The sequence below is a fragment of the Mesorhizobium sp. L-2-11 genome (assembly GCF_016756595.1).
In the GTDB taxonomy this organism is placed as follows: domain Bacteria; phylum Pseudomonadota; class Alphaproteobacteria; order Rhizobiales; family Rhizobiaceae; genus Mesorhizobium.
Genome location: NZ_AP023258.1, coordinates 118,406 through 141,888, shown reverse-complemented (window position 1 = coordinate 141,888; position 23,483 = coordinate 118,406). Strand labels below are relative to the sequence as shown.

The 23,483-nt window shown below is 60.9% G+C and carries 18 protein-coding genes and 1 pseudogene; 7 read left to right on the top strand and 12 right to left on the bottom strand.

Annotated elements, in window-relative coordinates:
- Window positions 1–235 precede the first annotated feature (235 nt).
- A complete protein-coding gene (locus JG739_RS32200) occupies window positions 236–496 on the bottom strand; it encodes a DUF982 domain-containing protein (RefSeq protein WP_202367818.1) in 261 nt (86 codons plus the stop codon).
- Window positions 497–1,627: 1,131 nt separating this feature from the next.
- On the opposite strand from JG739_RS32200, the gene JG739_RS32195 reads away from it, so the two are divergent.
- Entirely contained in the window at window positions 1,628–4,321 is a 2,694-nt protein-coding gene (locus JG739_RS32195; protein ID WP_202367817.1) for a UvrD-helicase domain-containing protein, read from the top strand.
- Between the two features lie 116 nt (window positions 4,322–4,437).
- Here the strand turns inward: JG739_RS32195 and JG739_RS32190 are convergent, their stop codons facing one another.
- Complete coding sequence (locus JG739_RS32190; RefSeq protein WP_202367816.1) at window positions 4,438–7,209, bottom strand: endonuclease; 2,772 nt, start codon at window positions 7,207–7,209, stop codon at window positions 4,438–4,440.
- A gap of 157 nt (window positions 7,210–7,366) precedes the next feature.
- Window positions 7,367–7,549 carry an alpha/beta fold hydrolase gene (locus tag JG739_RS32185; RefSeq protein WP_202367815.1) on the bottom strand — a complete coding sequence of 61 codons (183 nt, stop codon included), beginning with the start codon at window positions 7,547–7,549 and terminating at the stop codon, window positions 7,367–7,369.
- 598 nt (window positions 7,550–8,147) lie between these two features.
- On the opposite strand from JG739_RS32185, the gene JG739_RS32180 reads away from it, so the two are divergent.
- Window positions 8,148–8,939 (top strand): hypothetical protein, encoded by a 792-nt coding sequence (locus JG739_RS32180; RefSeq protein ID WP_202367814.1) that lies wholly within the window; start codon window positions 8,148–8,150, stop codon window positions 8,937–8,939.
- Between the two features lie 95 nt (window positions 8,940–9,034).
- Here JG739_RS32180 and JG739_RS32175 read toward each other — a convergent pair whose 3' ends face one another.
- From JG739_RS32175 to JG739_RS32165, 3 genes are all read right to left on the bottom strand, one after another.
- Window positions 9,035–9,796, bottom strand: a complete 762-nt coding sequence (locus tag JG739_RS32175; protein ID WP_202367813.1) for a GNAT family N-acetyltransferase — start codon at window positions 9,794–9,796, stop codon at window positions 9,035–9,037.
- A gap of 78 nt (window positions 9,797–9,874) precedes the next feature.
- Complete coding sequence (locus JG739_RS32170) at window positions 9,875–12,175, bottom strand: P-loop ATPase, Sll1717 family (protein ID WP_202367812.1); 2,301 nt, start codon at window positions 12,173–12,175, stop codon at window positions 9,875–9,877.
- A 654-nt stretch (window positions 12,176–12,829) separates the two neighbouring features.
- The gene (locus JG739_RS32165) at window positions 12,830–13,570 is read right to left on the bottom strand and encodes a cation transporter (protein ID WP_202367811.1); all 741 of its coding nucleotides are present in this window, start codon (window positions 13,568–13,570) and stop codon (window positions 12,830–12,832) included.
- Window positions 13,571–13,633: 63 nt separating this feature from the next.
- Between JG739_RS32165 and JG739_RS32160 the strand changes: the two genes are divergently transcribed.
- The gene (locus JG739_RS32160) at window positions 13,634–14,059 is read left to right on the top strand and encodes a MerR family transcriptional regulator (protein ID WP_202367810.1); all 426 of its coding nucleotides are present in this window, start codon (window positions 13,634–13,636) and stop codon (window positions 14,057–14,059) included.
- On the opposite strand, the gene JG739_RS32155 is transcribed toward JG739_RS32160, so the two are convergent.
- The 3 genes from JG739_RS32155 to JG739_RS32145 form a co-directional block, all read right to left on the bottom strand.
- Window positions 14,029–14,391 carry a hypothetical protein gene (locus JG739_RS32155; RefSeq protein ID WP_202367809.1) on the bottom strand — a complete coding sequence of 121 codons (363 nt, stop codon included), beginning with the start codon at window positions 14,389–14,391 and terminating at the stop codon, window positions 14,029–14,031. The two genes, JG739_RS32160 and JG739_RS32155, sit on opposite strands and share 31 nt — an antisense overlap.
- The gene (locus JG739_RS32150; protein ID WP_202367808.1) at window positions 14,372–15,286 is read right to left on the bottom strand and encodes a nucleotidyl transferase AbiEii/AbiGii toxin family protein; all 915 of its coding nucleotides are present in this window, start codon (window positions 15,284–15,286) and stop codon (window positions 14,372–14,374) included. Before JG739_RS32150 ends, JG739_RS32155 begins: the two co-directional genes overlap by 20 nt.
- A gap of 90 nt (window positions 15,287–15,376) precedes the next feature.
- Window positions 15,377–16,369, bottom strand: coding sequence for a reverse transcriptase domain-containing protein (locus tag JG739_RS32145; RefSeq protein WP_274609415.1), 993 nt, complete (start codon window positions 16,367–16,369; stop codon window positions 15,377–15,379).
- A gap of 285 nt (window positions 16,370–16,654) precedes the next feature.
- Here JG739_RS32145 and JG739_RS32140 point away from each other — a divergent pair, with 285 nt between their 5' ends.
- Both JG739_RS32140 and JG739_RS32135 read left to right on the top strand, forming a co-directional pair.
- Window positions 16,655–16,813 carry a hypothetical protein gene (locus JG739_RS32140; protein WP_202364472.1) on the top strand — a complete coding sequence of 53 codons (159 nt, stop codon included), beginning with the start codon at window positions 16,655–16,657 and terminating at the stop codon, window positions 16,811–16,813.
- Window positions 16,806–19,031, top strand: coding sequence for a recombinase family protein (locus tag JG739_RS32135; protein ID WP_202364473.1), 2,226 nt, complete (start codon window positions 16,806–16,808; stop codon window positions 19,029–19,031). The genes JG739_RS32140 and JG739_RS32135 overlap by 8 nt, the downstream gene beginning before the upstream one ends.
- An 11-nt stretch (window positions 19,032–19,042) precedes the next feature.
- Here the strand turns inward: JG739_RS32135 and JG739_RS32130 are convergent, their stop codons facing one another.
- The 3 genes and pseudogenes from JG739_RS32130 to JG739_RS32120 all read right to left on the bottom strand — a co-directional run bounded on the left by JG739_RS32130 (window position 19,043) and on the right by JG739_RS32120 (window position 21,152).
- A complete protein-coding gene (locus tag JG739_RS32130; RefSeq protein WP_244749999.1) occupies window positions 19,043–19,624 on the bottom strand; it encodes a reverse transcriptase domain-containing protein in 582 nt (193 codons plus the stop codon).
- Between the two features lie 623 nt (window positions 19,625–20,247).
- Window positions 20,248–20,490 (bottom strand): annotated as a pseudogene (locus JG739_RS32125) (nucleotidyl transferase AbiEii/AbiGii toxin family protein); the annotation flags it as partial.
- Window positions 20,487–21,152, bottom strand: a complete 666-nt coding sequence (locus tag JG739_RS32120) for a DUF6088 family protein (protein ID WP_202367807.1) — start codon at window positions 21,150–21,152, stop codon at window positions 20,487–20,489. The gene JG739_RS32120 and the pseudogene JG739_RS32125, both read right to left, overlap by 4 nt.
- 291 nt (window positions 21,153–21,443) lie before the next feature.
- On the opposite strand from JG739_RS32120, the gene JG739_RS35800 reads away from it, so the two are divergent.
- Together JG739_RS35800 and dinB are read left to right on the top strand one after the other, a co-directional pair.
- A complete protein-coding gene (locus JG739_RS35800; RefSeq protein WP_244750013.1) occupies window positions 21,444–22,217 on the top strand; it encodes an ImuA family protein in 774 nt (257 codons plus the stop codon).
- A 9-nt stretch (window positions 22,218–22,226) separates the two neighbouring features.
- Window positions 22,227–23,474 (top strand): DNA polymerase IV, encoded by a 1,248-nt coding sequence (dinB, locus tag JG739_RS32110; protein WP_202367806.1) that lies wholly within the window; start codon window positions 22,227–22,229, stop codon window positions 23,472–23,474.
- Window positions 23,475–23,483: the final 9 nt, after the last annotated feature.

Sequence of the window (23,483 nt, the reverse complement as noted above, 5' to 3'; positions counted from 1 at the left end):
CGAAAGGCAGCCTGGCGCGGCGAGGGCCTCACATCTCGGCCACGAAATTCGTCCTCAGATAGGCGTCGAGGCCTTCGATGCCGCTCTCCGAGCCATAGGAGCTCGGGCCGATATGCGGCAACGCCTATGCCGAGTTCGCATATTTCAAGCTCAGCCACTACGCTTGCGCAGGTTCCAAGACGTTTAGCCCTCGCTATCGACGTGCGATTGCCTCGCGAACGCTTCGTTCGACGCGTCAGCCGGGAAAAACGCCCACGACCAGTATTCCGGCCTCGCGGGCGGCCTCGACGAAAGCCTGCCGCGCAAATTCGGGCGGCTGCTCGCCCTTCAGGACCGCGATGCAGGCTTCGCGGGCCTGCTTGTGGCGCGGCCCCCACTCCGTCGGCCAGCTGCGCAGAAGACACTCGGCCGCCGCTCGGGTGGAAGGGATATTGATCCTATTGTCGCGCCCGCCCAGTTCCACACGGACATAGCTCTTCCAACGCTTCGTGTCCAAATCGCCCGCCAAGAGCTTCCCTCAGTTCACCAACGGTCTTGAAAGAAATCGTCCGGATGGTCCGGCCAAGCCCGGCCTGCCGAATCCGTGGCGAGAATGCCGATCATTCTCGAAAAGGCAACAAATGTCTTGCTGGCACCTGCCGAACCTGGACGAAATCCATGCCAGACCTACAGGCTTGGCACGATATCGAATTTTTGCTGACCATAAGGTGGTCCTGAAAGTGGTGTTGTTTCGGCGACGCTAGTGCATCAACCCTGCCGATCGCAGGGCGTCCTCGATGACTTTTCGTATGCCCGCGATGGAGTTGGGCTTCTGAGAAGGCGGGACGTTTGCACTAGCACTGCACCGGTTCAGGGCCAGCTCCCGACCATTGGCGAGACGGCGACCGCCTCGCCCGGGCTGCCCGAACGGCCCCAGCTCTAAAAGGCCCCGGCGCTGGGTCAGCCGTCCAGCCTCTTATGGCACCAAGAAGCTGCTGCACTTCTGCCATCGCCATGCCGTCGCCCTTGCGGCCGCGCGTGATGCGATGATCGTGATCCCGTCCTCGGCGCTCGCGTCCATGGAGACACGCTGCCAACGCTTCATCATGCCTCTACCCCCATCTTGTTCCAAGGCGGTCGGATCATCTCGACGAGCTCTGCCTCGAGGCCGGCGGCCGTTGGCCGGGAGCCCGTTCCACTCCAGCGCCGGCGGAACGGCGATGTAAACCTCGAGAGTGGTCCCGGCGCCCACCTGCTCGGCGGTGATCTCGTTCAGCCGCCAGCTTACCATGCATAACACACTAGGGCTCGCAAGGGCTTGTGAACAATCTCGAACCATTTGCTCACCTCCAAGCGGCGTCTATCAACTCACAACCAATATGACGCGTGGGACCGCAGCCTGACGATGTTCTGACACACAATCGAAGCAGCTCACTGACTGGCGTATGCCAGGATGACCCGAGACCCCGGGACAGAACTGTGGCCGCGAACATTTGATTGCTGTTGCCCGCGATGATTTGGAACATCTCAATATGTTGATGATAATCAGCTCCTTGGGAGCCCTGATTTACTGGACATATCGAATGTGGCACTGAGTAAATTGCTATCTGGCCGTGGGCGCACATACCGCCCTGGTTTCCTTGCGCGGATGTTTCCTTCCGGAAAATGGAAGCTGACCCTGGACCCCAGGCTGTCGGGGCACATTCGGCTGAGCCAGGGTGGCGATGTTGATCTCAGCTGCCTCGATATCGTGTCGATTTCGACCAGCAAGGCGCTGCTGTGGCATACCGTCGAAATCCGCGCACGCGGCAGAACGGACAATCTGTCGGGTCTGTCGGGGGACGCGTCCGAGCAACTGGCCGCAGACCTTCATGCGTTCATCAACACCCATCTCTTCGACCTCATCGGCACAGAGACGGATCATTTGCTCGATGTGGATGCCAGGCTTCGGGAGATCACCGAAGGCAGCAGACAGTATCTCGCGCAGGCCGATCTCGGCCGGGCCATCGCCAGCGTGCCCGGCAGCGCCGCTGCCGCACTTTCTCACCCGCTTCTGGATCCACAATTGATGCCGGCCGGGCTCAAGGCCTCCCTGCCGGCTTCGTTCGCCATGCTGACCGATCCGGGCGTTCGCCACGCCTATAATGAAGCGTTCGTTGCCGCGGAGTTGCGCAAATTCCAGCCATTTTTCGACGATCTCGACGGGCGCTCCTTTTCCGATCAGCAACGCGAAGCCTGTATCCGTCTGGAGGATAACAATCTGCTCGTCGCCTCGGCCGGGTCGGGCAAATCCGCGACCATGGTCGGCAAGGTGGCCTATGTCCTGGAAAAGCAGCTCTACCGGCCCGATGATATCCTGCTTCTGGCCTTCAATAAGAGCGCAGCCGATGAACTCAGGACCAGGATCGCACGACAGCTACAGGTCGAGGAAAGCGCGCTGAAATGCCGCGTCACGACGTTTCATGCGCTTGGACGCGGCATCATCGAGGACGTCGAGGGGCGCCCGCCCCAGCTTGCCAACTGGGTGGATCATCCCGCCGGCGAAGCCAGGGTCATCGAAGAGATCATCCAGAGCCTTGTCGAGACCGATCCGGAATTCGCGCGATTGTGGTGCGACCTGCTCGTGGTGCATCCCAAAGCGGACATCCCGGACGAGGTCTTCGACACGGAGGCTGACTACCGTCGCTATGTGTCGGACCGTCTCAGGAAGGGCGAGGCCACAATTGGCTCGCTTGCCGGCGTAATCGTCAAATCGCTGCAGGAGCAGAAGGTCGTCAACTGGCTCTGGCTGCATTCCGTCGCATTCGATTATGAACGGCAGATTGCGGTCGAGGACGATGACGGGACGGTCCGCCATCTGCATCCCGACTTCTACTATCCGCTGACCGACACGGTACATGAGCATTTCGCGCTCAACGCCGATGGGACCTCACCCTTTACGGATTATGTCCAGCACGCCGAGAGCAAACGTCAGGCCTATCGCCGCAAAGAGATCGATTTCTTCGAGACGACTTCAGCCCAGGCCAGCGACGAGACCCTGCTCAGCACACTTGAGGCAGAACTGGCGCGGCGCGCGGTTCCTTTCGAGCGCAAGAGCTATGCCGAAATCACCGAGGCGATCGAGCCTGTGGTCATCAAGCACTATCACAAGCTCATATCCACCTGCATCAAGCATATTCGCGCCAGCCATCTGACGCTCGATATGCTGCTCGAGCGCGCCAAGACCCTGCACGACAAGCAGCGCGCGAAGCTCTATGCGCGCGTCGTGTGGATGATCACGAAGGGCTATTCGCAAAAACTCGAAGAATCCCGGCGGATCGACTTCGATTCAATGATCGCCGACGCGGTCCGGCTGGTCGAGACCGGGCAATATCAGAGTCCCTATTCCCTGATCCTCGTCGACGAGTTTCAGGACATTTCCGAGCCGCGCGCCAACCTCATCAAGGCGCTCAAGCAGCAGAAGGCGTTCAGCAAAGTGTTCGCAGTCGGAGACGACTGGCAGTCGATCTATCGCTTTGCCGGATCGGACATCACGATCTTCACGCAGTTCGAGGCCAATTTCGGGGCAAGCTGGCAGGGACGCCTGGAACAGACCTATCGCTGCAATCAGCTCATTGCCGAGACGGCCGCGACATTCGTCCAGCGTAATCCCGAACAGATCACGAAATCGGTTCGTTCGACACGGCCTGCCATTCCGCGGTCAATTCGGGTCATTCCCATTGATGACGAACGCGGCAGGCCCGAATTCGCCCAGGCTTGCCATCGTCTTCTCGAACGGCTCGACATCGCCCTGGGGAGCATCGCCGAGCAGTGGCGCAGCGAACCAGACGCCAAACTCAAAGTGCTGGTTCTATGGCGGTACAATCTGCTCGATCCGTTCGGCGGGATCCCACCCTCCTTCGCCAATATCGAGGTTTTGGGCCAGTCCTTTCACCGGGCCAAAGGGCTTGAGGCGGACTACACGGTTCTGCTTGATGTGAGTGAAGGCGATTATGGCGTGCCGAGCCGCATCGAGGACGATGAACTGCTCAACCTGGTCATTCCCCAGCCTGAAACCTTCGCCTATGCTGAAGAACGACGCCTGTTCTACGTCGCGCTCACGCGCGCCAGCCGGGGCGTATATCTCATCACCAACAGCCGCCAGCCGTCCCGCTATATCCGGGAACTTTGCGAGATAGCCGGGGATGAGGTGCGCTACGAGACGATCGAAGGCGCTGTCTTGCGTCAATGCCCCGTTTGTCTGGTGGGCCAGATGGTCGGGAAGCGCAACAGGAACGGGACGGTGTTTCACGGATGCAATCAGTTCCCTGATTGCACGCACAGCGAAGGTGTTCGGGCGTAATCGACGGCTCGCCTACATAGGCGCGCCTGACGTCAGGAGCACCGCGGTCACTTGGCAGTTGACACTTGTCCCAGCCGTTTCCCAAGCGCGCTTGCTCTCCGACATGATCGATTTCGTCAGCCTTCGAACTGCAGGCGCAGGGCCCACTCGGGGAAATCGATCAACGGATTCCGATTGCCTTGAAGGACGTAGATCGCCGCATTTCGATGTTTTTCCCACTCGTCGGGGGCAAATTGTTCATGCCAAGCCAAAAGCGTTTTCAGCCGCTGGCCGGCATAGCGCCTGCCGACATAGCCGGCATATCGGAGCATGAAATAGAGCGTCGCCCGCGCAACTGCGCCCTTCCCACCTTTGGGCTCGAAGGCGTCGTCTTCGACCCGCCCGCAATCCTGCATCGTTCTTTCGAACTCGTGCTGGACCAGCGGGTAGTTCGAGCGGAAGCTGTTGCAGCGCGGCTCGCACGAGAAGAGATGGTGAAGGTCGCCTCGCATCGGCTCCTTCTTGCTGAACCAGCTTTGCGGCACGACATGCTCGCAATTGTACTGGAACTGCGCTTCCAGCATTGCTTCCATTTCCGTGGATTCCAGCACGCCGCGCTCCAGAAGCGCCTCGCGCGCCTCGGTCCGCAGCCGCTCCACTTCGGCGTCGGCTTGGATGAAGTATTCGGGTGTGGCTTCGAAGCCGGAATAGATGCTCTGTACCATCGCATTCGGACGGACGTCGACCCACGGATAGACGTGCTTTGAAGGCTCGTAGTTTAAGGGCGTGGTGTGGGTTTGCTTCAGAGTCCCGGCCACTGTTTGGGTGAAGCCCGCCGTACCCGCCGAAATCCCGGTCCAATAGGCCTCGCGGACGACCGCGTCGGCGGCGGCGTCATAGTAGGTGCTCCTGTCGGCAAGCCGTGCCCGAGCTTCCGCCAGTGTCGGAGCCCCGGTCACCGGCTCGTTGCGCCGGCGCAGACCGCGCGACAGGCGCCGCACCTCGTCTTCGGTCAATGGCTGACCGACAGACGGCGCGGCATCCGCTGACGCTGTGGCGGCCAGACGCAAGAGGATCGGGCGGTGATCTGATACTTCCAGGAATCGGTCGATGGTTCGGTCGAGCGCGACAATCATTAAATCGCGGCCATCCGGCACGAGATTGGGCGAGATGAAGACATGGTCGATCAGCGACTTGAAGGGCGCCTTGACGTAGGTGATCTGCTTGTCCGAAGCATCTTGCGCGGTGAGCGCGGTCAGGCCGACGGAGGTCAGCGCGTCGAGGTCTCCGGATGCCAGGGTCGCATTGGCGTCGCCGCCGATGATCCAGTCGTTGTCGAAGCCGGGGTCTTGGGCGAGCTCTGCGACCGCTTCGGCGAGCAGGCGCGCCGCCATCTGCCGGCGCAGGCTGCCCTCGTCCTTGGCCTTCAGATGGATGGGGACGAGGTTAAACGTCGAATCCGTGCCGTGAATCTTGGCCGTCACCTCGTACAGCGCCGGATAGCGGTCGAACACCTTGCCGTGGACCGCTTCGAGGCCGAGATCATCGAATTGACGGCTGTCGACCTGGAACCAGCGCTCGACTTTCTCAGGCCAGGTTTTCGCCGCCACCCCGACCGAGCTCTTGTTCCACATTACCGTCGTGATCTGTCGCTCCGAAGCGGCGTCCTGGCTGGCGAGCACACCCCAGGACTTGGTCTGATAGCTGGTTTCCAAATGCCGGGCCAAAGCCTCGGTTGCTTCGAGGCTCGATTCCACGAACACCCAGACGTCGAGGTTCATTTCAACAATGATACGCGCGACGGAATCGAGCTTGTCCTGCCAGCGTTTGTTGAACCATTCGATGTTCCAGAAGCCGATATCGAGATCCTGATCCTCGCCGTTGTAGGCGTCGACGACCCGCTCCATACCGCTGTCGTTCTGGACAACCGCGCGACCGAGGGTGCCGAAGAACCCGGCCAGTTCATCCGTGCCCGCGAAAAGTGCGAGAAGCCGCGCCGCATCTGCGTTGCCGGTTTGTGCCTCCAGCTCCAGAGCAGCGGCGATCGCGGAGAACTTGATGCCTTCGTTCGACTTGTCTTTCGCCGCATGGTGAAGCGCCACGAGCTCCCAACCGTCATTCATCACCGGCGCGCCCGAACTGCCCGCCTCGGTGTCGGACTCGTATTGGATGACCTGGGTGTTTTGGAACACCACCGTGTTGTTGCGGATCGCGACTTCCTTGAGGCGTCCATTTGGGTGCTGGATGACATTCAGCTTGTCTTCGTCAGCTACCACAAAGGCCTGCCGCAGAAGCGGAATGCTGCCGAAGGTCGAGCCGGGTTGGCCTTCGACGGCGACAAACGTGACATCGAGACCGCCCTTGCCGCCAGTGGCGACGACCGGGCTAGTCCAGAAAAGGAGATCGGGACGCAGGCGGAAAGTTGAGACCTGTCGCACACTCCCGTCGGGAAGGGCGGCGAAATCGAACAGCGCGCGACTGCGGGCGGCGACCTCTTTGCTGTTGAGGACGTGATGGTTGGTGCACAGTATACCCGGCGCGACCAGAAAGCCGGACCCGCTCCAGGTGCCGGAGCGCCCTTTGTAATCGACACCAGACGCGTCGATCTTGCAGACGGCGCGCGAGCGAGCTGCCCCCTCCTCCAGCCACCAGGCCGGGCGCAGATCGTTGGAGCCGACAACCTGTTCCAGGGTGACGGACAGCTCCTCGAACATGGTGCTGGCGTCGGCCGGCAGACCTTCGAACTTCGGGCTGCGAAGGCGTCGGGTCTTCTGGACATCACCAGGCAGGATGGCCAGATCCTTGATGCCCCAGTCCGCAGCGCTCTTGGGCACGGGGCCGGCGTCGGGCCGCTCCACCGCCATTTGCTGCTCGAACGAAAGATTTGGCTCTTGTGCTGAATCCGCCATCTGCCCCACCGAATCAGAAGTGATGCGGAACCTATAATCGACGGAAACAACGAAAATATTACGGTTGTGCAGGTGGTCGGCTAGACCCCTACGGCGGCTTGGGCTATCCCGAGGTGGCGCAGGACCGCGGCAACATCATCGCCGTTCCTTTCGCGGCTCATGGGCGTGTCTGCAGAGCTCTATGGCCGTGGCCTTCAAGGTCGATCGCGATGATCTGGCGCCGCCGCGAGAGGGGACCAGTGACCTGCGCCATGGCCGCGATTGGCATGAGCTTGCCGACAAGAACGACGATGGGTTCGTCCTCGCCGAAGGACTCAATGTAAATGCCCTTCGGCCGCATCAGAGTTCACGTTCATCCGACATCGCGTCCCAAGTTAGAGTACCGCCTCGGACCCATCAGCGGTCTGTATCTTGCCTCGGATTCCGTAGAATGTGAGCGGAGCCTTTGTAGTGCTGTTCGGTGCTTGTTCGACCAAAAGTCGCATAACATTGCAGTGCGGAACTCAACGGCGACCTGTGCCGGGGTCGCCCGATCACAACCCGTCCAAAGAGAAGATCCGGCCCTTTCACTACTCTTTCCTTCGCGGCCGCCAACGGCAGGCCGTGACCCCTAACCAGCCATTCCCGAGTCGAAATGTTACTCGAGAGCCGACGTTCGGCGGAACCGGTATTCCTTACCCCGTTGTTGACCTTCGTTCCTCGTGCCGCGGATGACCGCTTCGCGGCGCCTTCAAGACGTAGAAGCAGGCCTCAGCCCTTCCCAATACCTGCCTATCGTTCACGAGCACATTTCAGCGCGAGGCGTTGAAGGTGCACCGAAACCACCAACCTTCCTTACCAGACTTTCGCGACACGCGTTTTTGTTTTAGCACTGACTCGGCTGATAGTCCTCGCGACATCTCCTGATTTCCGCCTCCTCATCTTTCGAAGGACCCCGAATGGGCTTTGAGGCTATTGCTGACCAGCTGATCAGCTTGACGCGAACTCTTTCCGAGCAAGACCATGCTAATCGGCCCAAGCCGATAGGGAAGATAACTTGGCGCGAACTACCCGAGATCTATCCTGTCCAGTCGGATCTGAACTCGCGCGCCCGCGAACTAGTCCAGCAGCTCAACGAAGCGTTGACCGATGCGAACTGGAACCCCAAGCAGCCGATCAACGAAGCATTCTCCGACGAGGAATGGACGTTCGGCACTGCCGAGACAATTCGCGCGCCCATCCGGGAGATCCATGGCGGCTTTCTTGAGCCAACTCGACGGGTGCCGCTCGTGGCTCAATTGCCCCAGCAGGTCGTCTATTTCCTCATTACGATCGAGGAGGGGAGCGACTATTTGGAACGAGAAACGCACGGTATGGGCTGGCACTATCACTATCTGGACTGGAAGGAGCGGCGCTCGAACGTCGTGCTCTCCTGGGATACACGCTGGACCAATTTGGTTCCACAGACTAAGCCGCCACAGACGCGCGGCCTGTTCGTCGAAGAGCATGGCGAGAAAACCAACGCAGATTTTACAGCCAAACCTTGGCTCTGGGGATTGAACAAGCGGAAGACAATGTACGAGGCATGTTCCCCTGACCTCGTCACTTGGCCGATCGAATCGTTCAAATGCGCGGCGAACAAGAGTGAGGTCGTTTACCCACTGACAAGCTCGCTGACCCCTCATCCCTCCAGTGTCACTGGTCTGAGTACGGGCGCGGTAAGAAGCAAGGCGAAGCGTCGCCGCTATTAGATCAGCCCCGGGTGTTGCTCACTGATAGAAGGAGCCTCGATTCTTGTCTGGAGCCGCGCCTGCTCAAAGGCGGCCAGATGCAGATATAGCGAGTCCTAATCGGGCGAGGACTGCGGTGTGATGCGGTCGATGAAGTGTGTATAGCCGGCATCTATCCGGATACCGTTGGCCTTGCTCGTCTCGTATTTGACATTGTCGAAGTGAATCGCCTCGCCGCCTAGGTCGATGCTGACGAAGTAGTCTTCGTGCTGACTGTAAGTAGGCTCGAAGCAGAATGCCCGCTCCGGCAACTGGACGCTCCCGTCTGGCAGACGCTCGCCCATACCTGAAAACCGAGAGAAAGGCGTCGGATTTTCCCTGTACCGCTCGTGCTCCGAGTAGAACTGGATGGAGAAGGAGACCCGCTCGCCGTCGGAAAGACTGTAGATCTTGCGCAGGATTCGGTAGGCGTAAATTCCGCCGCCGCCGCCTCGACGGTCGGGCACGACGGTGAAACCCATGCGCTTCCAGAAGGGCTCCGCGGTCGATGGCGCGATCTGGATTTCGAGGACCGAACGCCCTTCGTTGTGGGCGACGTCGACCATGAAGTTCGCCAGGAGGCGCCCATAGCCTTCCCCCCGGAGGTCGGGCCTGATCTCCAAGATGTCCGTACCGTCAAGGAACCCGACGGCCTGACCGTCCACCATCAGGATATCGACACGGGCGTTGCCCTCGCTCCAGGTCCGCTTGACCGAGTCCCAATTGCAGCGGAAGCCGCGGGGCGGCTTGTCACCGACGTATCCACCGGTCACCCAAGCCTCGATAGCTGTCTTGTAGACGGATTCCTCCACGTCGAGCCACGCCTCGACCTCAGCCATCGTCGCTTCAGTCGCGGGTAAGATTTCATATGCCATTGGGACCCCTGTAGCAGCATTGGTGGCAGCGCTCTCCGTGATCTAAACAGCAGAGCCCAAGGCGGCAACGAGAGTGGGGTGCAGGGTGAGTTGGACACCCTCGTTTGCCTTGACCAAGGCCGCCAGATACTGGCGCTTATATCCCGAGTCGAAGATGTATTTTGGAGCGCCATTGTCCAGAACTCCGACGCTGCCATTCCACAGCATCACATCGAGCAGCTTCTCCACGTTGCCCGGCGTCTTCATCTGCTTTGTCGCTATGTACCGGAACTTTGCCGCCGTCAGCCCGTCGCGATGCTGTAGAACTTCAAAGAGTAGGTCCGATCCGTTCGGGACGAGATCGGCGATCTCGCGGTCCAAATCTTCCAACACCTGCCATCCTAGCTCCCTCAATGCGACGACATAGTCCTCTTCCTCCATCTTATTGCGTCCAAATGTCAGGGCGCGGCGACGTGCTGTCTCGAAAAGACGGATAAGATAGCGGGGTCTCATAAGGCAGCCGTCGATTAGGAAATCGAGGACAGGGCGCCCATTTACCGTCGCCACGGAGGCACGACCCCATAGCGAACTCCAGGACTCGTTAATGGCGGAGACACTCGATTGGAGGCGCTGTTCGAATAAGGCCTTCATCAGGCTGCGATCGGACCATTCAATGCTTTGGACAGCCAACTTGCCGTAGTCGGCCATCCCGCGTATCAGGAACTCGTACACGTCGCTCCGAATAAAAATGGCCCACCTAAATTCAAGCGACTTCCGACGGAACTTCCGTGCGATCTCCTGCATCGACTCCGTTAGTCCGACCACTATCAGGGCATCGTCGTCGGTGAAGCCGCCGGGCGTCCAAAAGCGGTCGAGATTGTCAAAGAGGAATAGAACGAAACCCTTGAGGCGAAGATACTCAAGAACTGTCTCCCGGAGTTCTCGGACGTCCTGCCCATAGATGGCCTCTAGCACCTTGGATGAATCTAGTTGGTGAAGTTCGACGTCAACGATGGCGCTGCTGCGAAAGCGGTCGACAACGTTTTGTGCCAGCCGTTTCAGTCGTTCGGAGAAGTCCCCGCTTCCTGTGTCGACACGCGCCTCAAATAGCGCCTTGAGCTTGTTGTAGCCTTGGAGAAGACGCATGTCGCGCAACGCCCTCGTTTCGTCCTTCTCCAAAAGCTTGTAGGTTATTTCGAGCCACAGCACGTATTCCCAAAAAGCCGCGATAACTTCCTTCCGGGTGCCGAAGCTGAGCTTATCCAAGATGAACTCTTTCATCTTGATGAGCTGGTAACCGTCTGGAATTAAGTCGATGACGATGTTTGCCTTGTTTGACCTAGTGCGATCTCTGACCTGCAGGAAAACCGCTGTCTTGCCGCTTCCTTTCCTGCCGACAAGAACGTTGGCTTCGCCGAGTAGAGTTCGCTGATAGCCGTCGGTCTCTAGGAAATGGTCGGCAAGCGTGGTGGCTTCATTCTCGGCTACGGGATCGCCGCAACTCAATCGCTCAAGCAGCTTTTCGTGGTCTGGCTTAACCGAGACGAACTCGTTGGCAACGTCTGCGACGCGCAACCTGAAAGCACTTATGATCTCATCGATGTCCGCTAGTTTCCACCACCGGTCGGCCTGGTCCTGTAGGTCTAGAGGAAGGCCGGACTTCTGGTGAGCGATCAACAATGCCGGAATGTTGCGACCGCGAGCAATGCCATAAATGAACGCCGCTCTTTGGTTGTTGCGAACAGCTTGCTCGCTATCACCTTCCATCCAGAAAGCGATGATGCCGAACGAGGAAGCAACCTGTTCATAGGCTTCGCTGGCGTTCAGTCGGCTGATCTCGCTCGAATTGAAGTTGCGGAACTTGATCCGCGCAATCTTCTTTACGGCGCTGGTCGTCCGTAGGGTGGATTCAGTGGGGGCCGGAAGTTGAAGGATGAAAACCGGCTGATCCTTATTTTTCGCCAGTTCAGCCCAGCGGGTCGTTTCATCTGGTTTTGACAGGGTGCGAACAAGAACGTGATCATAGTCGTAGCCGTCGTAGCCCAAGGTATCTAGCAAGCCGATGGCTTTGACCGGTTGGAAGTCCATGTGGGTCGAGCGGATCAGTCGCGTGGGCTTTTGCAATCCGATCGCAAATCCCAGCTCGTAGGTCACATTGTGATTGACGAGAGAGATGTCGGCGATGAAAGCGTCGGCGCCTTCTATCCAGCTTTCCACCGACCGCGCAACCGGTGAGCCCGACGTGTCAAGTGTCGACCAGGGCGTTATTGATCGATCGGAAGTTGAAGCCGATTTGCAGGCTGCGACAATCATGTCACCATGGAACTGATTACCGGAAGCGTATGCGACAAAAACCGACGTCACTTGAAGCTTACCCCCGAATCCCTGTGGCTGAGCCTATCGACAATAGACCGAACGCTCAACTGCAAGTTTCCGATATCTTATGCCTATCGCTGCTCAGTTGAATCACCAATACAGCATCGTTCGGGATCGAAGTAACATGCCGCTGGCATACCCGTTCGGGGCTGCCGGTACACCTCCCGCTTTGGGTAAAGTCACGACGATGCCCACGCCACACCGGAATGTCGGCTCTTGAGATTCGCAGCCCGAAGCTGCCGGTCCGCTGTCGGCCCCTTCGAGACCCTCAAGACCTCAATGCTGATCGTCGGCTCCTGGCGCAAACCGCGATCTCCAGCGTGGTCGCCGCTAACGTCGCTTTCAGGCGGTGGCAAAGGCCTCCTCAACGGCTGATGTGCGGCGCCAAGCTGACTTTGAGGTAGCAAGTTCAAACCTAATGCCACTGGGCTGCATGTTCATGGTTGGCGCTTCGAAAGTTGCGTAAGATTGCAGTGCGGAATCGAACAGCGGAGCTGTGCCGGGTTCGTATCCATCACGATCAGGCCCAACAGAGATCCTTCGCTACTCTGTCATTCGCGGCGACGCTACAGCAGCTTCGACCCGATGCTGGCAGCGAGACGGGTATCTTTGACATCCGCTCTTGCTCACATAACTGACAGATTATTGGGTAGGCACAGCCGTTCGGTCGTGTGCGCCTTCGTTGTATTCGCTCCAGGCCTGCCGCAGGATTTGCACCGATGAGGTTAGAAAGATTCCAGCCATAAGTCCGGCGACGGCCAGATCCGGCCATGCGCTCGACGTACTCCAAACGCCGAGAGCTGCGGCCATCACCACCATGTTGCCGATCGCGTCGTTGCGCGAGCACAGCCAAACCGAGCGGACATTCGCATCACCATCCTTGTAGGGCATCAGAAAACCAACGGAAGCGAGATTGGCGGCAAGGGCCAGAAAGCCGATGATGCCCATGACTTCCGCGCTGGGTACGCCGAGGATCAGCGTGTGATAGACGGTCGAGCCGAAAACCCAGAGCGCCATCAGGCTGAGCGACAGACCCTTGAACAGCGCAGCCGTTGCGCGTGTCCTCAGGCTCGCACCGATGACCGCGAGGCTCAGCCCATAGGTGACGGTGTCAGCAAGGAAATCCAGTGCGTCGGCCTTGAGAGCCTGAGAACCGGCAAGTGAGCCGGCAGTCATTTCGGTCAGGAACATGGCGCCGTTAATGGCGATGACCGTCCAGAGCACACGCTTGTAGCGCGGGTTCATGCCGTCGAAGACCGGCACGCCACCCGAACAGCATGAGGCTTCCGCTGCATGATCTTGATCGCGCAGCTTCGCCGGCAGAACCAGCTGCGGCGGTCCCGCGCAGCTTTTGGTTTCGTGATCGCAGCAAGCTTCAGACATCGGTGACTCCTTGATGAAGACACTGTAGTGTCTCTAGTGGCTAGAGGTTCAAGAGGTTTTTTTATGGATCTGTCGATTGGTGAATTGTCTCGTCGCGCGGCGGTGAAGGTACCGACGATCCGCTACTACGAGCAAATTGGCTTGATGCCCGAAACGGGTCGAACCGAAGGTAAGCAGCGACGCTATGGAAGGATGGCCGTGGCGCGGCTTGCCTTCATCCGGCACGCGCGAGAACTCGGGTTCGAGGTTGATGCGATCCGCACGCTACTTTCGTTGCAGGACAATCCGGATCAATCATGCGCCCGCGCCGACGAGATCGCGAAGGCGCGGCTGGTCGAGGTGGAGAAGCGCATCTCCAGTCTCAAGGCACTGCGCAAGGAATTGCGGAAGATGGTCGAGGAATGCGCCTGTGGGCGGGTCGGCGAATGTCGCGTGATCGAGACGCTCGCCGACCGAACTCATGCGCATGGGAAGTTAGCGGCAAGTTGATCCGACAGGTGATGGCAGCGTTCGCGGGACGCGAATGGCGACTGAAAATACATGACCGGATCGGAGGCGAGAAAATCAGCATGCCCAGGCCAAATTATCGAGACACCCGAACTCATTACGAATGCCTGGATAGTCAGCGTCGCGTCGAAGACCGTGTCCCTCTCGGGGATTTCGTCCAGCTCTGGGGGGAGCTTCTCGAACACGACGTCAACAGCCCTGACCATGGTACCAAGGCGCCGCGAGAACCCATGATATGCGAACTCGTGGCCACGCTCGGTTTGATACTTACGACCAAGAAAGCGATCCCGCAGTTCAGCGAACTGCCGATGCATGTCCCTCTCGGCCAGCGTGAAGTTTTTCGATGTCCTCGGGTTTGAAGTTGCAGACCATTTGCTCGACAACGCCTTGATGATGCCCCGGCGACGTGGCCAGGCGACTAGGAATGGGTGTTGATGTCCTGCTCAATCTGCCGTGCTGATCCAGAATGTCATCGAAACTCGGCGGAGTGCCGAAGATCATGGCCGCCGTATTGGCATAGTCGCGCGTGAGCGCGTCCACCATCTTTGGAGCGGGCGCGATCGCGAAGCTGCCCGGGACTGCTGAGGCGAGGTCATAGTCGGGACGGTCGAAAAACATTCGTGCGTGCCGCACACAATCGGCGCCAAGATCGAGATCGCCGAGCGCGGCCTTTCCGGTCTCGGATTCGAGAAGACAGTGCAGGTCATAATAGTGCCGAGACACCCGCTGACCTTCCTGCCGCAGTTCGCCGCGCCGCTCGTACCAGCAGCGCAATCCATGTGCGATCACCACCTTGTCCCAAAAGGTGCGGGTCGCTTCGATCGTGGTCACGTCGGCGACGGTGAGATCAATGCCTGCCGCTTCCTCCGCGACATAGGGCGTGATCGTGATGGGGCGATTGGGATCGAGCGCCGATTTCGCCCCGGACTCGAGGCGTATGGCCGGTCGCAGATAGGCGCCATCACGCGGCTCGACCTCGGGATACCAGAGCAGCAGGGTCTGACCATCGGCATCGGCTTCGTCGAGCTCCACCCGTCCGGCGCCGTTCGTAATGTCGGCAAGTTGGGCGGTGAGGAAGTCTCGCAGCGGCCCTGTGATATACGCACGGCAGGCGTCCCGGATGGCGTCGAGCTTGGCGCGGCGCTTCTTATTCGACAGTCCCTCAAGCTCTTCGACGGAGGCAGCCTCGTCGAGATCGTCGCGGAACACGGTAACGTGTAGAGTAGGTGGCGAGCGCGGTGCCGCCTTGCAGCGGTCCGTTTCTCACCACCCCTCGCAGAACCGGACGTGCACCTTTCGTTATGCATCCGGCTCGCCAGAAGACGTGGCGAAGTTTGGCGTTCCCATCCACGCCAGACGAAACCGGCAGACGAGAGTCCATGCGAGCATATATTGCTCGACGGACCCATCGCGCCACAGTCTCACCGTCGGACGGCGACTGCTACGCTGTCGGCCTTTTGCGATTTCGCTCGCGTTGGCGTTTGGGCGAACTTTCCGTTGCCAGCGCCAGAGCCGATCCCCGGTGTACCAGTCGAGGCTGGTAAACACGTTGCTGGCTCCGTAGCAAAAGCGGAAGTAATTCGCCCATCCGCGCAGGATGGGATTAAGCTCCTGAAGCTTTGCACCAAGGGTGCCTCTCGCGCTGTCACGCCCAGTGCACTCCTTGACTTTGTGACGGAGATCGAGGGACTTGGCCTTGGGGATTTGTACGCGTGCACAATATCCGTAGCGCCCGTCCCATTCCATGACGAAGCGGAATCCGAGGAACTCGAACCCGTCCGTCATTGCGGTGATCTTCGTCTTTTCCGGTGACAACTCAAGGCCCGTTGTTTCCCGCAGGTATTTTGCCAGCGCGGATTTCTCCTCGATGGCCTGTTCCTGCGTGCCGGAAACCAGCACCACGAAGTCGTCTGCATAGCGCACAGGGAAGCACACGCAGTGCCCTGCTTTGCGATCCCACATACGTCTACCCGATGCCGCCGAGAGTATCGATTGTCGTGAAGACCTCCCCGTCAGATCAGGATGCACCCACCGTTTATATCTCTCCTCAATCGCGCTGAGCGCAATGTTGGCGAGCAGCGGTGATATGATCCCACCTTGCGGGGTTCCGGCTTCCGTGCGGAAGAACTGCTCCTCCGCCAGCACGCCGGCTTTCAGGAACTGCCCGACCAACCGTACCACCCGCTGGTCGGCGACGCGTTTGCGTAGCCGTTCCATCAGATAGTGATGGTTGATGTTGTCAAAGGAAACATCTCCAGACTGCCCATCACCAGGACCTTCCCGCCTCGGCAACGATCATGCGGGAGGGCCACGCCTTTGAAGGGCGGCCTCTGGCCGTAATCAGCCGACTCAAACGCCGCGGCGAGCCAACGCTGCTTGTAGAATTGCCGGACGGCAGCCGGACCTACATTCCCGTGGCGTGGACGGATCTCGGGGGCATGGATGGTGGTTCCACAGCCTCGCCAGCAAATCACTCCAGCATTGGGCGGATTTCAGACCTTCTGCATCTGCGCCTTCTGACCGACGCTCTTCTTGAGCGGCGCGGCGAGTCGCCGCCCGATGACAAGGAGGAGCGACATGCAACTGAAGCTGAGATTCGCCGAGGAAGACCGCAAGCGGCCTCCCGACCCACCCGCCTGGGAGACGCTGGACGCCGAGGCGCGGGCGGAGGCGTTGCGCCGGCTCGCCCTCGTGATCGCGCGCATGCTGACAGTGAGGGAGGCCGGTCATGACTGAACACAGCAAAATCGCCGCCGGTCACCAGGCCCGGTTGGCTGTCGTCTACCTGCGCCAGTCGAGCGCCTCGCAGGTGGAGAACAACCGTGAATCGACCGAGCGACAATACGGGCTGGCCGAGCGGGCGCGCGAGCTGGGTTGGCCGGACGAGCGTGTCCTGGTCATCGACGAGGACCTCGGCCTGTCCGGCGCAGGCAGCGTCATGCGCGCCGGCTTTGCCCGGCTGACCAGCGAGGTGGCGCTGGCCCGGGTCGGCATCGTGCTTGGCCTGGAGGTTTCGCGACTGGCGCGCAACAATGCCGACTGGCACCGGCTGATCGAGTTGGCGGGGCTGACCGATACGCTGATTGGCGATGCCGACGGAATCTACCACCCGGCCCTGTTCAACGATAGACTTTTGCTCGGTTTGAAAGGCGCCATGAGCGAGGCCGAATTGCACGTCCTGCGCGCCCGCCTCGATGGCGGCATCCGCAACAAGGCAGCGCGCGGCGAATTGCGCCGCGGCCTACCGATCGGCTTCATCTGGGGGGACGAAGACGGCGAGATCCTGATCCATCCCGACGAGGCCGTCGCCCATGCCATCCGCACCGTCTTTGCCCGCTTTGCCGAGCTCGGCTCGGCGCGCCGCGTGTGGCTGTGGTTCCGCGAGCAAGGAATGAAGTTCCCGCTGTGGCTTAATGCACGCACAGAGCTGCGCTGGGGCGAGGCCAGCTACCACGCCATTCACAGCGTGCTTGCCAATCCGGTCTATGCGGGCGCCTATGTCTATGGCAAGAATCGCCGAGAGACGGTGCTCGACGAAACCGGCGCGCGGCGCAAGCGGATGCGCAAGCTGCCGATGGAAGACTGGCAAGTGCTGATCAAGGACCACCACCAGGGCTATCTCGACTGGCCGACCTTCGAGGCCAATCGAGAGCGCATGGCGGCCAACACCCAGCCCCGGACGCACGCCAAGGCGCAGGAACAGGCCGGTGGCGCCGCCAGAGAGGGCGGCGCCCTGCTGCAGGGCATTGCCCGTTGCGGCCATTGCGGGCGACGGCTGCACACCCATTATCGCGGCCGCACCGTGACGCCGGGCTACCATTGTCCCGGCAAGGTGGTCGTCGAGGGCAGAGGCGTCCATTGCCTCAATGTTGGCGGCGGGCAGATCGATGAAGCCGTGGTGGCGGCCTTCCTGGAAGCGCTGGAGCCGGTGTGCCTGACCGCCACGCTCGAAGCGGCCGAGCGGCTGGAGAACGATCGCGAGGCGGCCCTCAAGCAATGGCGGCTCGACGTGGAGCGCGCCGTCTTCGTCGTCAACCGCGCCGAGCGCCGCTATTGCGCCGTCGATCCCGACAATCGCCTGGTCGCCCGCAGGCTCGAGCAGGAGTGGGAGGAGGCGCTGCGCGCACTGGAGGCGGCAAAGGCGGAACTGGCGCGGCGCGAGGAGCAGCGTCCGCGCGTCCTGTCGGCCACGGAGCGGGAAAAGCTGCTTGCCCTCGGGGCCGATCTGGCGAGCGTTTGGCACGCGCCCACCACCACGCCGCGTGACCGCAAGGAATTGCTGCGCACTCTCCTCGAGGAGGTCACCCTCCATATTGATCGCGGCGAGGCAGCGGCGCGTCTGGTGCTGCGCTGGAAGGGCGATGCTACGAGCCGCCTCACCGTCGCCTTACCGCGCTCGCGACCGGCGACGGTTCGTACCGACGAAGATACGCTGGCGCTGCTGCGGCGGCTGGCACCGCATTACCCCGACGCCGTCATCGCCGGCGTCCTCAACCGCCAGGGTCGCCGAACGGCGTACGGCCACCGCTTCGATGCCAATCGCGTCGGCTATCTGCGCAACCACTGGAAGATTCCTGTCTGCAAGGCCAAGCCGCCGGCCGCCAACGGCGACATCGTCACCGTCCGTCAGGCCGCCGCCAGCCTCGGCGTGGCGCCGTCGACGCTCCACCGCCACATCAACGACGGCCTGATCCAGGGCGAACAAATCACGCCCGGCGCGCCCTGGCGCATTCGCCTAACCCCGGAGCTCAAGGCCCGCTTCCTCACCACACCCGGCCACGGCTTTGAACCGATCCGCGATGCCATGGACACCCTCGGGCTTTCCCGCCAAAGTTTGTTGCAGCGAATAAAACGCGGCGAACTGGACGCCGTCCATATCGTCCGCGGACAGAGAAAAGGTTTATGGATCAAGACCATAGATCACGATCCCACCCTCTTCGAACACACTTCATGAACCAGGGGGCATTATGACAATGGATCCAAGCAGCCCTTGATGTCTCCCTCGATGACCCACGGATATGGCATCCCGTGCCTCCGGGTATCCCCGCCGCGTTTATGCGACTGAGCAGCCCGTCGGATATGCTCCAAGGCGCCGTGCGTGCTCCGTCCGGGCCTGAACCCATAGGAAACATGCCAGAACTGCGCCTCGAAGATTGGCTCCAGAAGTGTTTTGACCGCGCTTTGTACGACGCGGTCCTTGACCGTGGGAATGCCCAGGGGCCGGAACTGCCCCGGTTTACCGGCTTTGGGGATGAGCTTGCGCCTCGCCGGGCTCGGTCTGTACGCGCAAGAGCGCAGTTCAGCCTGAAGCCTGTCGAGAAAGCGTAGCTCTCCTCTCTTCCGGATGCGTCCTACGGTCATCCCGTCGACCCCGGCCGTGCGCCCGCCCTTATTGGTGGACACGCGACGCCAAGCGTGACGAAGCATGCGCGAGTCTGTCAGCCAGCCCCACATGTCCCGCCACTGTTCGTCGGGATTCGCCTTACTCCACTGATACAGTTTGCGCTGAACGCCGAGTACCCAAGCTTCATCAGCCTGATGATCCATGTCCACAGATCACTCCTCCGTCATGCCAACCGATCGTCTTCCTGCCTCCCTTCGCCATGTGCCCAGCTTTCCTGGACTCGGACTACTACGGAGGCTCCGCCCCTGAACACGCCCGTCTCCGGTCGTCGCGGCTAGCCCGGTTCCTGCCGGGCAGACGGTTCAGGTTCCCGTGTTCCGATTTTCAACCTTCGTGCCTGTAGGTGGTGCGCTATACCCCTGGCGATACGGAGAGTGGGTTGAAGGAACTCGCCCACCCCGAGTGCGTATTTCTCGCACCCCTCAGCAGGGAACATTGAGCCCTGCCATGTCTGATCGCTCTGTTTGTCTCCCCCGCCATCACGGTTGGGAAACTTCTCGGATATTCAGAGGCTTCAGTCACGCACTTCGTTGTCTCACCATGAGCACTGCGGTAGCCCGGCCCGGTAGTGATGGCTTCCGTCCGGTACAGTTCAGACCGATCTGCTTATGGCACCGAACCGGCGACACCCGGTCCAGCTTTTCGGTCCCCTTCCTTTCGTTGTTCCCACGAAAGGGACGGCATTGCAGCCGTCGGTCGAAAATCAGCAAAGCTAGGAGGGGTTCTAACTATGTCATACTACCCTCCCGCGCCGTCACGGCGCACCGATGTCCTCGGAAAAACGCTGGATGAGGCCATAGCCTTTTGACAGCGACGTCCCGCCCTTGAAAAGCAGCCGTGGCTCCCCCGCAGGCCGTTCGTGGTAGACCGAATTGAGGGTCCAGCAGACCCAGAAATCCTTTTCGACATTGCCCACCGGAGCTCCGATCCGATTGGCCGTGGCGAGGAACAGGTCGAGCCGGTCACGTGGGGATGCCGCGATGACCTGGCGGTAAGCATCGGTACTCATGGCTTCGCCTCGTGCGGGTCCGCCCTCAGGATTTCGCGGAGGAACTCCTGCATCCAGATCGGCACGGCGGAGAGACCGGCGCGCAGATCCTCGCGAATGGCCTCGCCGTGCTTGGGGTCGGCAAACAGGCGGCGCAACGTCGCCTGGATACGCTTCCGTTCGCCCTTCTGGGTCAGCATGTCCTGCATCCAATGCAAGGCCTGGACGACCCGCATCCCCGGCCGATCCGCCCAATAGAGGCGGCTAGGGGCAGCGTATTTGAAGTGGATTTCCTGCGTGCCGAGCTTGATTGGCTTCAACCGCGCATCGACCAGCACTTCTATTCGGGCGGGGACGGCGGTCGTCAGGCCGAGGTCGTTGGCGGCCGTCATACCATCGATGACGGCGCGCGCCCGATCGCGGCGCGTGACGGCGCGGATCACAGCGCGATAGTCCGGCACGGTGGCGCAGCCAGTCAGGTTGTTCGTGCGCGGCCGGTCATAGAGGCCTCGGTCGATCCGGCGCAGCTCCCCGGCGGCTGCCAGGCGCTGCAGGGTTTTGTCCACGGCGGCGCGCGGGCCGAGATCGGCGAAGTCGCCGGGGGTCCAGACCTCGTCGGGTTTGGACTCAATGCGGGCAAGCAGGCGCGAGCGAAGATCGGTATCGGGCTCAACTATGGGCATGTCCGAAATATGCGACAAGTTTCGGACAAAGGCAAGGTATGAGTCCGAAGTATGCTACAAGTTTCGGACACTCCGTGGCGCCCGAAACTCCAAAAATCGAACTCGCATTTCGCATTGAAGGATATGGCCCGAGCATCGATGCCTCCTTCCGCAGGGGCACGACATAGGCACGACATCATCCCGGTTGACTCTTAGCCAAGACGAGAACAAATGTAGAACATATCACAGGCTTTCCGCGTTTCAAGGGTCAGATGAGTGTATCGGCGCCCCCCGCGCCTCGAAGGCGGAAACATGCGCGACCGCACGGTTTTGCCGTTCGGAGTGGCCGCGATCGACAGGGTTCTGCCGGGAGGCGGATTGGCTGTTGGCGCCCTGCACGAGGTCGCGGGCGGCGGGAATGGCGCTGTCGATGGCGCGGCCGCGGCACTCTTTGCAGCGGGAATTGCCGCGCGAACGGCTGGCAAGGTGCTGTGGTGCGTTACGCGGCCTGACCTTTTCGCGCCGGCAATTGAACAGGCCGGCCTGCGTCCGGGAAGAGTGATCTATGTCGAAGCCGGTGACGAAAAATCCGTTCTCGCCTGTTTCGAAGAGGGTCTTCGCGGCGGTTTTGGCGCGGTCGTTGCCGAGATTGCCCGGCTTTCGATGACGGCCTCGCGGCGGCTGCAGCTCGCAGCCGAAAGCTCCGGCGCCATCGGCATCGCCATTCGCCGCTGGCGCCGCCAGACGGAAGCCACGGATTTTGGCCAGCCGACCGCCGCCGAGACGCGCTGGCGGGTGTCGGTTCGGCGCGTGCTTCTTTCGTCGGCCATGCTCGGCGTGCGCGGCCGCATTCAGCGGGAAGGGGAGGTGGTGCATCTCGTCGCGCACGAGTTGACCGATCTGTCGGCCGAGCTGGCAAGCGTCGGAAACCGCGAGACGCCGTTTCCGTTGCCGCACGGCCGCGGCGACGAGGCGCATCGCGGCGGATCGGGGATCGATCCGCGCGGCATGCCGGAGGCACGCGATATCGTCGATCCCTACGAGCACATCGACCGCATCAAGGTGAAGACGCGGGATTTCCGGTGAGGTCAGGTCATGGAGATGCAGGCCACGATCCTTCATGCCGATCTCGATGCGTTTTATGCGTCGGTGGAGCAGCTGCTCAATCCGCACCTGCGCGGCAAGCCGATCGCCGTCGGTGGCGGTGTCGTACTCGCGGCCTCCTACGAGGCAAAGGCATTTGGCGTTCGCGGCGGCATGCCGGGACGGCGGGCGCGTGAACTCTGTCCGCAGCTGATTTTCGTCGGCGGCAACTTCGCAGAATACCAGCGCCTGGGCGACGCCGTGATCGCGATCCTCGGCGACTACACGCCGCTCGTCGAACGGATTTCGATCGACGAGGCTTTCGCTGATGTCGCGGGCTGCACGGATCTGTTCGGCTCACCGGCAGACATTGCAGCGACGATCCGACACCGGGTCCGCACCGAGCTCGGTCTGCCGATCTCGGTCGGCGTGGCGCGGACAAAACACCTGGCCAAGATCGCCTCGCAGGTTGCCAAGCCCGATGGCATGGTGCTGGTCGATCCGAAGACCGAACTGGAATTTCTCCACGGCCTTCCCGTCGAGCTGATGTGGGGTGTCGGTCCCGTCACCAAGGCGAAGCTTGCGGAGCGGGGCATTCTCACCATCGGTCAGCTGGCCAACACGCCGGGACGCTCCATCGAACGCCTGCTCGGCACGGCCGTGGGCGAAAAGCTTTCGGCGCTGGCCTGGAACCGCGATCCGCGCGCGATTCGAACGCAACATCGTGCACGGTCGGCAGGAGCGCAGTCTGCGCTTGGCCGCAAGCCGGCCGTCGAAAGCGTGTTCAGGCCGGCGCTGCTCCATCTCGCAGACCGCGTTGCCTCGCGCCTGCGCGCGAAGTCTCTCGCCGGTAACACTGTCACAGTGAGAGTCCGGTTCGCGGACATGCGGGCCGTCACCAGATCGACGACGCTGGATGCACCGATTTCGGCGACGGTGATGCTGGCGGAGATTGCAGAGGAACTGGTGCGGGTAGCGCTTGCCGATCATCCCGGAGAGCGGACAATCACGCTATTGGCCGTGTCGGTCTCGCATCTGAGAAAGCAGCCTGAGATCCAGCTCGATCTGCCCCTCGGGCTTCCAGACGAAAAACGCAGACCTGGTGCGAGAAAAGGCATCGCACGCTGGACCGCCGATCGCGCCATCGACACTATTCGCGACCGCTTTGGACGTGACGCGGTCGGCTATGCCGCCACAGCGCTGGACGGTCCGCGCTCGGTCCCCGACGGATTCCGCGAACTGGCCGAGAAGGAATTGTAAAGTGCGACC

What these genes read in the sequence shown, in the direction of transcription:
- JG739_RS32160 (WP_202367810.1), top strand. Translation starts at nt 13,634, where the DNA reads ATGGATCTGTCGATTGGTGAATTGTCTCGTCGCGCGGCGGTGAAGGTA.
- JG739_RS32140 (WP_202364472.1), top strand. Translation starts at nt 16,655, where the DNA reads ATGCAACTGAAGCTGAGATTCGCCGAGGAAGACCGCAAGCGGCCTCCC.
- JG739_RS32130 (WP_244749999.1), bottom strand. Translation starts at nt 19,624, where the DNA reads ATGGATCATCAGGCTGATGAAGCTTGGGTACTCGGCGTTCAGCGCAAA.
- JG739_RS32180 (WP_202367814.1), top strand. Translation starts at nt 8,148, where the DNA reads ATGGGCTTTGAGGCTATTGCTGACCAGCTGATCAGCTTGACGCGAACT.
- JG739_RS35800 (WP_244750013.1), top strand. Translation starts at nt 21,444, where the DNA reads ATGCGCGACCGCACGGTTTTGCCGTTCGGAGTGGCCGCGATCGACAGG.
- JG739_RS32165 (WP_202367811.1), bottom strand. Translation starts at nt 13,570, where the DNA reads ATGTCTGAAGCTTGCTGCGATCACGAAACCAAAAGCTGCGCGGGACCG.
- dinB (WP_202367806.1), top strand. Translation starts at nt 22,227, where the DNA reads ATGGAGATGCAGGCCACGATCCTTCATGCCGATCTCGATGCGTTTTAT.
- JG739_RS32135 (WP_202364473.1), top strand. Translation starts at nt 16,806, where the DNA reads ATGACTGAACACAGCAAAATCGCCGCCGGTCACCAGGCCCGGTTGGCT.
- JG739_RS32195 (WP_202367817.1), top strand. Translation starts at nt 1,628, where the DNA reads ATGTTTCCTTCCGGAAAATGGAAGCTGACCCTGGACCCCAGGCTGTCG.
- JG739_RS32155 (WP_202367809.1), bottom strand. Translation starts at nt 14,391, where the DNA reads ATGCATCGGCAGTTCGCTGAACTGCGGGATCGCTTTCTTGGTCGTAAG.
- JG739_RS32175 (WP_202367813.1), bottom strand. Translation starts at nt 9,796, where the DNA reads ATGGCTGAGGTCGAGGCGTGGCTCGACGTGGAGGAATCCGTCTACAAG.
- JG739_RS32120 (WP_202367807.1), bottom strand. Translation starts at nt 21,152, where the DNA reads ATGCCCATAGTTGAGCCCGATACCGATCTTCGCTCGCGCCTGCTTGCC.
- JG739_RS32190 (WP_202367816.1), bottom strand. Translation starts at nt 7,209, where the DNA reads ATGGCGGATTCAGCACAAGAGCCAAATCTTTCGTTCGAGCAGCAAATG.
- JG739_RS32185 (WP_202367815.1), bottom strand. Translation starts at nt 7,549, where the DNA reads ATGCGGCCGAAGGGCATTTACATTGAGTCCTTCGGCGAGGACGAACCC.